This is a genomic window from Oleiagrimonas sp., assembly GCF_027858935.1.
In the GTDB taxonomy this organism is placed as follows: Bacteria; Pseudomonadota; Gammaproteobacteria; order Xanthomonadales; family Rhodanobacteraceae; genus Oleiagrimonas.
In genome coordinates this window covers 1-8,977 of the sequence record NZ_JAQIBU010000300.1, presented here as the reverse complement: position 1 = coordinate 8,977, position 8,977 = coordinate 1, and the positions used below count along the sequence as shown (strand labels likewise).

General features: G+C 64.1%; 10 protein-coding genes. 3 read left to right on the top strand and 7 right to left on the bottom strand.

Annotated features, from left to right (window positions below):
• The 6 genes from PF446_RS11115 to cutA all read right to left on the bottom strand — a co-directional run.
• The coding region (locus PF446_RS11115; protein ID WP_298071551.1) for a biotin carboxylase N-terminal domain-containing protein at positions 1–437 on the bottom strand (437 nt) is incomplete at its 3' end.
• Positions 438–453: 16 nt separating this feature from the next.
• A complete protein-coding gene (gene accB / locus PF446_RS11110) occupies positions 454–915 on the bottom strand; it encodes an acetyl-CoA carboxylase biotin carboxyl carrier protein (RefSeq protein ID WP_298071549.1) in 462 nt (153 codons plus the stop codon).
• Positions 916–948: 33 nt separating this feature from the next.
• Entirely contained in the window at positions 949–1,389 is a 441-nt protein-coding gene (aroQ, locus tag PF446_RS11105) for a type II 3-dehydroquinate dehydratase (protein WP_298071547.1), read from the bottom strand.
• Between the two features lie 144 nt (positions 1,390–1,533).
• Complete coding sequence (locus PF446_RS11100; protein ID WP_298071545.1) at positions 1,534–2,151, bottom strand: TlpA disulfide reductase family protein; 618 nt, start codon at positions 2,149–2,151, stop codon at positions 1,534–1,536.
• 4 nt (positions 2,152–2,155) lie between these two features.
• Positions 2,156–4,336, bottom strand: a complete 2,181-nt coding sequence (locus PF446_RS11095; RefSeq protein ID WP_298071543.1) for a protein-disulfide reductase DsbD — start codon at positions 4,334–4,336, stop codon at positions 2,156–2,158.
• A gap of 62 nt (positions 4,337–4,398) precedes the next feature.
• On the bottom strand, positions 4,399–4,743 hold the full coding sequence (gene cutA / locus PF446_RS11090; protein ID WP_298071541.1) for a divalent-cation tolerance protein CutA: 345 nt from the start codon (positions 4,741–4,743) through the stop codon (positions 4,399–4,401).
• Positions 4,744–5,006: 263 nt separating this feature from the next.
• Here cutA and groES point away from each other — a divergent pair, with 263 nt between their 5' ends.
• The 3 genes from groES (at position 5,007) to PF446_RS11075 (ending at position 7,766) form a co-directional block, all read left to right on the top strand.
• Positions 5,007–5,300 carry a co-chaperone GroES gene (gene groES, locus PF446_RS11085; protein ID WP_298071538.1) on the top strand — a complete coding sequence of 98 codons (294 nt, stop codon included), beginning with the start codon at positions 5,007–5,009 and terminating at the stop codon, positions 5,298–5,300.
• Between the two features lie 137 nt (positions 5,301–5,437).
• A complete protein-coding gene (gene groL, locus PF446_RS11080) occupies positions 5,438–7,096 on the top strand; it encodes a chaperonin GroEL (protein ID WP_298071553.1) in 1,659 nt (552 codons plus the stop codon).
• A 115-nt stretch (positions 7,097–7,211) separates the two neighbouring features.
• Positions 7,212–7,766, top strand: coding sequence for a YaeQ family protein (locus tag PF446_RS11075; RefSeq protein WP_298071536.1), 555 nt, complete (start codon positions 7,212–7,214; stop codon positions 7,764–7,766).
• 10 nt (positions 7,767–7,776) lie between these two features.
• On the opposite strand, the gene PF446_RS11070 is transcribed toward PF446_RS11075, so the two are convergent.
• Positions 7,777–8,977, bottom strand: a 1,201-nt coding sequence (locus PF446_RS11070; RefSeq protein ID WP_298071534.1) for an LTA synthase family protein, incomplete at its 5' end; no start/stop codon positions are given.

The window sequence follows — 8,977 nt, the reverse complement described above, 5'->3', positions numbered from 1 at the left end:
ACGTTCTTGTCCATGTCATCGTCGAGCGGACCGCCGGAACCGGGCACGCAAGGGACTCCGGCATCCTTCATGGCGCGGATGGCCTCGACCTTGTCGCCCATCAGGCGGATGGTCTCGGCTTTCGGACCGATGAACACAAAGCCGGACTTCTCCACCTGTTCGGCGAAGTCGGCGTTCTCGGACAGGAAACCATAGCCCGGATGGATCGCGCTGGCGTCGGTGATCTCGGCCGCGGCGATGATGGCCGGGATATTGAGGTAACTCAGCGCACTGGGTCCGGGGCCGATGCAGATGGCCTCGTCAGCCATGCCCACGTGCTTGAGATTGCGGTCGGCGGTCGAATGCACGGCCACGGTCCGCATGCCCATCGCGTGGCAGGCACGCAGGATGCGCAGGGCGATTTCGCCGCGGTTGGCGATGACGACTTTGTCTAGCATGGTGCGTTCCCTGGCTTCAGCCGATCACGAACATGGGTTCATCGAATTCCACCGGCTGGCCATTCTCGACCAGGATGGCGACGATGGTGCCGCTGGCGTCCGCCTCGATCTGGTTGAACATCTTCATGGCCTCGATGATGCCCAGGGTCTCGCCTTCCTTGACCTTCTGCCCCACCTTCACGAAGGCATCGGCGCCCGGCGTGGAGGCAGCATAGAAGGTACCCACCATCGGGGCCTTGACCTGGTGGCCGTCCGGCGTGTCACTGCTGTCGTCGTCGGCTGCGGGTGTCGACGGGGGCGGCGCGGGCTGGGCGGCATGCTGTGCCGTCGCCGCAGGTTGTGGTGGACTGGCCATGGCCACGCCGCCGGTCGGAACGCGCGAAAGACGAACGACTTCCTCGCCCTCCTTGATTTCCAGTTCGGAGAGATTGGATTCCTCGAGCAGGTCAATCAGTTTCTTGATCTTGCGCAAATCCATGGGATGAACCTTGTCAGCTGAAGTCGGAGGGTATCAGTCGGAAAGCCGCTGGATCGCGGCCTCCAGCGCCAGCCGGTAGCTGTCGGGACCGAAGCCCGCGATCACGCCGACGGCCAGATCGGAAAAGTAAGAATGGGCGCGGAAGGGCTCGCGCGCATGGGTATTGGACAGGTGCACCTCGATGAAGGCGATGTCCACTGCGGCCAACGCATCGCGCAGGGCAATGCTGGTATGCGTGAAGGCGGCCGGGTTGATCACGATCAGGTCGGTCCCTTCATCGCGCGCCTGGTGCACGCGGGCGATCAATTCATGCTCGGCGTTGGACTGGAACCAGCCCAGCTCGTGACCGGCAGCCTCGGCCTGGTTCGCCAGCGCGGTATTGATGTCCGCCAGACTCTGCGTGCCGTAGTGTTGCGGCTCGCGCACGCCTAGCAGATTGAGATTGGGTCCGTGCAGGACCAGAATCTTGGCCACGAAATTGCCACTGAACGCGACGTGTACCGTCGAAGCGGTAAGTGTGCGCGTGCGAATTCAAAATGTCCAGTTCGCCGTAGATCGGCGACGATCCTTGCTGTTCGCGTCACAATTTTCATGACGGGGCGTTCCAGGGCCGCCCGTTCACCGCAGCCAGTGCGCCAGTTGTGCCGCACCCAGTGGGCCCAGGTGCGTGCGCTCGATGCGACCGTGGCGATCGATCAGTACGCTGTAGGGCATGGCGCGACGGGTATCGCCGAGGACCAGGAGAGGGTCGGGATCCATATCGCTGCCGATCAGCATCGGATAGGCCGGCGGATGCGCTTTCAGGAAGCGCTGTACCGTGGCGGCATCATCCAGGGCGATGCCTACCACCTGGACGCCATGGTTTGCGTACAGGCGTTGGGCCTGTGCCAGAGCGGGCATCTCCTGGAGGCAGGGGGCGCACCAGGTTGCCCAGAAATTGACCAGCACGCGCTTGCCATTCCACTGTGCGAAGGACTGCGGTTTTCCTTGCGCCGCGGGCAGCGTCCAGTCCGGCATGCGGTCGCCGGGCCCGAGGGTCTTGATGCCCTTGGGCGCGGGCGGTGAGGTGACCTTGAGTGCGTATTGCTCGATCCGGTTGCCCAGCCTCGTGGACATCATGGCATTGAATACTTTCGGTGGTACGCCATGGTGCCAGTAGTTCCAGCCCAGAAGCGTCAGACCGGCGACCAGTGCAAGAACGACCCAGGCCAGAGAGGACGGGCGCGGAGCACGCATGGCATCAGCGCGCCGCGTGCTCGATTGCGTTGCGCACGATCCCGTCGGTCAGTACCGAAGGCAGCTTGTGCCCCGGTCCGCCATCCTTTGAATACACCACATAGACCGGCACTCCCGGGGAGTGCCAGCGCTGCAGGAATGCGGTGATGTCCGGATTCTCGTTGGTCCAGTCGCCTTTCATGTAGACGGTGCCCGTGCGCTTGAGCAGGTTCCGGAAGGTGGTGGTATCCAGCACCGTGTGTTCATTGGCCTTGCAGGTGATGCACCAGTCGGCGGTCATGTCCACGAATACCGGCGTGCCCTGTTTGCGCAGTTGCTGCAGCTTCGCTGGGGTGAACGCGACCACGTCCGAGTCGCGGCCGTGTGCAGCCGCGGTGGCGGGCGTGGGCAGCGTGTGGATCAGCGCCAGCGGCAGCAGGGCAAGCAGCAGTAAGATCCCGGCCAGGACCTTGCTCGCCAGGCCGCGGCTGCGGCTGCGCTCGGTCCACCACAGGGCCAGCGCCAGCAGCACCGCTCCCAGCAGGAGCAAGCCCACGCCGTCGGGGCCGCGCTGGTTGGCCAACACCCAGGCCAGCCAGGCTGCGGTCAGGTACAGCGGGAAGGCCAGCACCTGCTTGAGGGTCTCCATCCAGGCGCCCGGTTTCGGCAACCAGCGGCCCAGCACAGGAAAGAACCCGATCAGCAGGAACGGCAGCGCCAGACCAAAACCGAGGACCAGGAAAATCAGCAGTGCATATGGCCACGGCTGGGCAAAGGCGAAAGCCAGGGCGGTGCCCATGGCCGGTGCCGTACACGGACTGGCGACCACCACGGCCAGAACGCCCGTGAAGAAATCCCCGGCAAGGCCCGACTTGGAGGCCAGTCGCTGGCCACTTCCGGCCAGTCCGGCGCCGAAATGCACCACTCCGGAATAGCTCAGGCCCATGGCCAGCAGCAGGTAGGCCAGCACCGCGACAAACACCGGTTGCTGAAGCTGGAATCCCCAGCCCGAAGCCATGCCGGCAGCGCGCAGGCCGATCACGGCCAGGCCGACCACGCCGAAGCTGACCAGCACGCCCGCGGTATAGGCCAGGCTTCGGTGACGCGCCACTCGGGGGCCCTCGCGACCCTCCAGCAGGCTGACCGCCTTCAGCGAAAGCACCGGCAACACACAGGGCATCAGATTCAGCAGCAAGCCGCCGCCCAGCGCCAACAGCAGCGCGCCGAGAAGGGTGGTGGTCAGGGCCGGCGGTGGCGTATCGCCGGCTGTCGTAAGAGAGGCGTTGGCGGCCGACTGCGGCAGCGCGACGTCCACCGTCCGCGTCATCATCGGATAGCAGACCCCGTTCTCCAGACAGCCCTGGAAACGGGCCTGGAGCTGAACGTGCTGGCCGTTGCTGCTGCCGCCAGAGATCGACACCGGCACTTCGACCTGGTTGAAGTAGACGATACTGTCACCGAAGTTCTGGTCATGCAGCGCCGTGCCCGTGGGCCACTTCGGCTTGCCAAGCGTGGCACCGCCGGCGTCGTCCAGCGCCAGCGAGGTGCGATCGCGATACAGGTAGTAGCCCTTGGGCATGGTCCAGCGGAGCAGCAGGGTGCGCGGTGCGGTGGCAATGGCGTTGAACCTGAACGCCTGGTCGGCCGGCAGCGCGCTGCCGCCAGCTGCGCCGGTGAGGCCCATGTCCGGGCCGCGGTCCGCGAAGGTGTCCTTGCCGGTGCCGGACCTGGCTGCTGGACCGGGCGCGGGCAGTTCCAGGTTCAGCGTGGTGGTGTGTGGCGGGTAGCAGATCTTCGGGTCGACCTCGTGGCAACCCTGGTACTTCACCGCGATGCGAAAGCTGGTCGCGTTCTTCTTCAGCCGATGGTAGGGCAGCGTCGCGTCGATGCTGTGGTGGTAGATCTCGACATCGCCCAGGTATTGATCGTGTTCCTTCAATCCATCGGGCAGGTTCAGGGTCCCCAGTTTGACCGTGTCTCCCGCTGCCTTGGCCGAAATCCGTCCGCGGTACAGGTAATAGTCGGGCGCGATGGTCCAGTGCAGGTGGATGGTGCCGGGCGCGGGAATGTCGGCGTTCAGCTTGTAGGCTTCGGTCACCGGCAGCAGGTTGTTGCTGTCCTGCGCTGCCGTCGGGGACACGGAGCCAGCCAGGGCGAGCAGGACCAGCAAGGCAAGCAGGGAAAGCCGGTGGAGGATACGAGGCATCAACAAGACTCCGGTTCGCGCGGGTTGCGGACCTGCGTACGGTTAGCGGTCAAGGGCGGACATTATGACCGGCTGGGATCCGATTCGCTCACGGCCACATGGTCACGCAGCCACTGCAGGTAGGAGGGTAGGCCCTGGTCGACCTGCAGTGAAATGATTTCGGGTACTTCATTTGGATGCAAGTCCTCGATGCGGGCCTGGAGCATGCCGTAGACGGCGTCGGTGGACTTGATCAGCAGGAGGATCTCCTGATCGTTCTGGACTTCGTCGTCCCAGCGGTAAACGGAAGTCATTCCGGGCAGGCGGCTGACGCAGGCGGCGAGGCGCTCCTCGACCAGGGTCCTGGCGATCTCTGTCGCGCAGTCCTCGTCGGGACAGGTACACAGGATAAGGCGGGCTTGGTGCATGGCAATCGGATGGGTTCGGGTGGACGACCAGTGTAACGGCCGGTTCCGCACGCGTCTCGACTGCATGCGAGTTGTTCCCGGTGGGCCGGCAAGGCCCTATTTTTCGCCGCGCTCTTGAAAGCCCCGGTGGCGGCCCAATCTGCTTGTGCAGACAGAATGATCTTTTCAAGAAGATCGTCTGCCGTTAACATTGGCACTCATCACCGTCGAGTGCTAGCAAGACGGTGAAAACCCTTCAACTACAGACATTTGGTGTAAACGTCATGAGCAAACTTCGTCCGCTGCACGACCGAGTGATCGTCAAGCGCCTGGAAGAGGAAAAGGTCTCTGCCGGCGGTATCGTCATTCCCGATTCGGCCACCGAGAAGCCCATCCGCGGTGAAGTGATCGCGGCCGGCGACGGCAAGATCCTCGACGACGGCAAGGTCCGCCCGATGGCGGTCAAGGTCGGCGACAAGGTCCTGTTCGGCAAATATTCGGGCACCGAGGTCAAGGTCGAGAACGAAGAGCTTCTGGTTCTTCGCGAAGACGACATCGTGGCGGTGATCGAAGGCTGAACCGTTGGCAGCCGGGCGGGATAGCCACATCCATGTCGCGCGCGTGACAGCGCCGCGCCCCCTCGCCCCCTCCGACGCGTCGACGCTTTTCGATCCATCGCACAACCCAAGCATTTTCATCTTTCAGAGGAACATCCATCTTTTCAGCTAAAGAAGTACGTTTCGGCGAAGACGCCCGTGCGCGTCTGCTCAAGGGTGTCAACACCCTCGCCAACGCCGTCAAGGTCACGCTGGGCCCGAAGGGCCGCAACGTGGTGCTCGAGAAGAGCTACGGCGCACCGACCATCACCAAGGACGGCGTGTCCGTGGCCAAGGAGATCGAGCTGTCCGACAAGCTCGAGAACCTCGGCGCCCAGATCGTCAAGGAAGCCGCCTCGAAGACGTCCGACGTTGCCGGTGACGGCACCACCACCGCCACCGTGCTGGCGCAGGCGTTCATCCGCGATGGCCTCAAGGCCGTGGCCGCAGGCATGAACCCGATGGACCTCAAGCGCGGTATCGACAAGGCCGTGATCGCCGCCGTGGGCGAGTTGAAGAAGCTCTCCAACCCCACCGCCGACGACAAGGCCATCGCCCAGGTCGGCACCATCTCGGCCAACTCCGATGCCAACATCGGCGACATCATCGCCAATGCAATGAAGAAGGTTGGCAAGGAAGGGGTGATCACGGTCGAGGAAGGCTCGGGCCTGGAAAACGAGCTGGACGTGGTCGAGGGCATGCAGTTCGATCGCGGCTACCTGTCGCCCTACTTCATCAACAACCAGCAGAGCCAGCAGGTCGAGCTGGAAGACCCGTTCATCCTGCTGCACGACAAGAAGATCTCCAACGTGCGCGAGATGCTGCCGGTGCTCGAGGCCGTGGCCAAGGCCGGCAAGCCGCTGCTGATCGTTGCCGAGGAAGTCGAGGGCGAGGCACTGGCCACGTTGGTGGTCAACACCATCCGCGGTATCGTCAAGGTTGCCGCCGTCAAGGCGCCGGGCTTTGGTGACCGCCGCAAGGCGATGCTCGAGGACATGGCCGTGCTGACTTCTGGTCAGGTCATTTCCGAGGAAGTCGGCCTGCAGCTGGAGAAGGCCACCATCAACGACCTGGGTCGCGCCAAGCGCGTGGTGATCACCAAGGAGAACACCACCATCATCGACGGCGCCGGCGAAGCCGAAAAGATCCACACCCGCATCGACCAGATCAAGGCGCAGATCGAGGAGACCTCCTCGGACTACGACCGCGAGAAGCTGCAGGAGCGCGTGGCCAAGCTGGCCGGCGGCGTGGCCGTCATCAAGGTCGGTGCCGCCACCGAGGTCGAGATGAAGGAAAAGAAGGCGCGCGTCGAAGATGCGCTGCACGCCACGCGTGCGGCCGTCGAGGAAGGCGTGGTTCCGGGCGGCGGTGTTGCCCTGATCCGTGCGATGGCGGCGGTCGAGGGCCTGACTGGCGACAACATCGACCAGAACCACGGCATTGCCATCACCCGCCGTGCGCTGGAAGCGCCGCTGCGCGAGATCGTCGCCAATGCCGGTGACGAACCCAGCGTGGTGCTGAACAGAGTCAAGGAAGGCAAGGGCAACTTCGGCTACAACGCGGCTACCGGCGAATTCGGCGACATGATCGAATTCGGCATCCTGGACCCGACCAAGGTGACCCGCACGGCGCTGCAGAATGCCGCTTCGGTGGCCGGTCTGGCCATCACCACCGAGGCCATCGTGGCCGAACTGCCGAAGGACGACAATGCCGACGCCGGCGGCGGCGGTGGCATGGGCGGCATGGGTGGCATGGGCGGCATGGGTGGCATGATGTAAACCCGTTTCCAACCAGCACCATCCCGAGAAAACCCCGCTGCGGCGGGGTTTTCTTTTTTTACCGCACCTGTTCGCCAGCCCGTACAATGGTCGGTCTACCTGCATGGATCATCCCATGGCCCTCAGCGCCACCATCTACAAGGCCGAGCTTTCGATCAGCGACATGGACCGGGCGTACTACGCCACCCATGCCCTGACCCTGGCACGGCATCCCTCCGAGACCGAACAGCGTTTGATGACGCGATTGCTGGCGTTCGCGCTGTTCGCCGACGAACGGCTGCAGTTCGGTCGCGGACTCAGTGATGAGGGCGAGCCGGCACTGTGGCGCAAGGACTACAGCGAGGAGATCGAGCTCTGGATCGATGTCGGCGAGCCGGACGAGGCACGCATCCGCAAGGCGTGCGGCAAGGCCCAGCAGGTGGTGGTGCTCAACTACGGCGGACGCAGTGCCGACCTGTGGTGGGACAAGGTCGGGCGTGCACTGCAGCGCAACCGCAATCTCACGGTGCTGTCGATCGACGAAGCGGACATGCTCGAGCTCGGCGCGCGCTGCGTCCGCGGCATGCGCCTGCAGTGCCTGATTCAGGACGGCGAGTTGCAGCTGATCGATGGCCAGACTGCGCTGGCCATCCGCCCGCGCGCGCGCATGGGCGACTACGCCGTTGCCTGAGTGCGTGACTTCAAGGGTTCGAGGTACTGGTCGGCGACGCGTTCCCCGCGCCAGGTGCGGGCGTCATGCCACCGCCCGGCGCGGCTGACCGCGATGCGGCCATGGCCGCGGCCTTGGGCCACAGGTCGTCGAGCTTGTTCTTGAGTCGTAGCCGGGCGATGTTGGTCAAGCCCTTGTCGAGCTGTTCCTGGGCCGGTGTCTCCGGCGCCCGCGGTGCGTCCGGGGCCCGCGTGAGTGCTTCCAGTTGCGGTGCCACCAGTTGTGTCAGGGTGAAATAGTTTTCGTGGATGGGCGTGCGCGCCAGCAGCATGCCGGGCAGTTCCCAGGCCGCCACGTCCTGCTTCACCGGCTTGCCCGTTTTCAACCGTGATGTGTCGATCAGCAGATAGGGCACGGTTTGCACCAGGAACCCCTGGCCATTGCGAAAGCCGGCCTGCTGGAACGCGGGCACAATCGACGGAAGGTGGTCACCGAAAAACACGATCAGGGTCGGCCGCTTGCGTTTGGCCAGGGTGTCGGCCAACCGGCCCAACTGCTGGTCGGCATGGCGCATGTGGTAGATGTAGTTCTGCAACTGGAGCTTGGCATCTCCAGTGACCGAGGACGGTACCGCAATGGCGTCGCGGACCTTGGTGTTGATGCCGTAATCATGGTCGTATGGACCGTGCGCCTCGATGCTGATGCCGAGCACGAAGCGCGGCGGGCCGTCCGGCTTGAGCTGGCGCAACAGCTCGTCGGTGAAGGATTTGTCCGACATGTACTTGCCGTCGAGGACCGCATCGTCTGCCGGGAAGTTGGCCCGCGAGACGAATCGATCAAAGCCCATGGCCTTGAAGGTGGCGGTGCGGTTCCAGAATCCCGCCTCGCCGCCGTGCACGGCCAGGGTCTGGTAGCCATGACTTTTCAGCACCCGCACGATGCCCGGTATGGTGCGCGAGTGGATCTGCAGGTACGGGAACTGGATTTCGGGGAAATAGCGTAGCGGCAGACCGGTCAGTACTTCGAACTCGGTGCGGATGGTGCCACCGCCGAAGGTCGGCGAGTGCATCTGGCCGGACGTGCCGTGACGTGCCAGGCGATCCAGGTTGGGCATGAAGTCGGCGTGCTTGCCGTAGCCGTTGAGGATGGTCGGGTCGAAGAACGACTCGCTGAGGATGATCACGATGTCCGGTTGCGCGTCGACCTTGTTCGGCGCTTGCGGATGCGCTTCG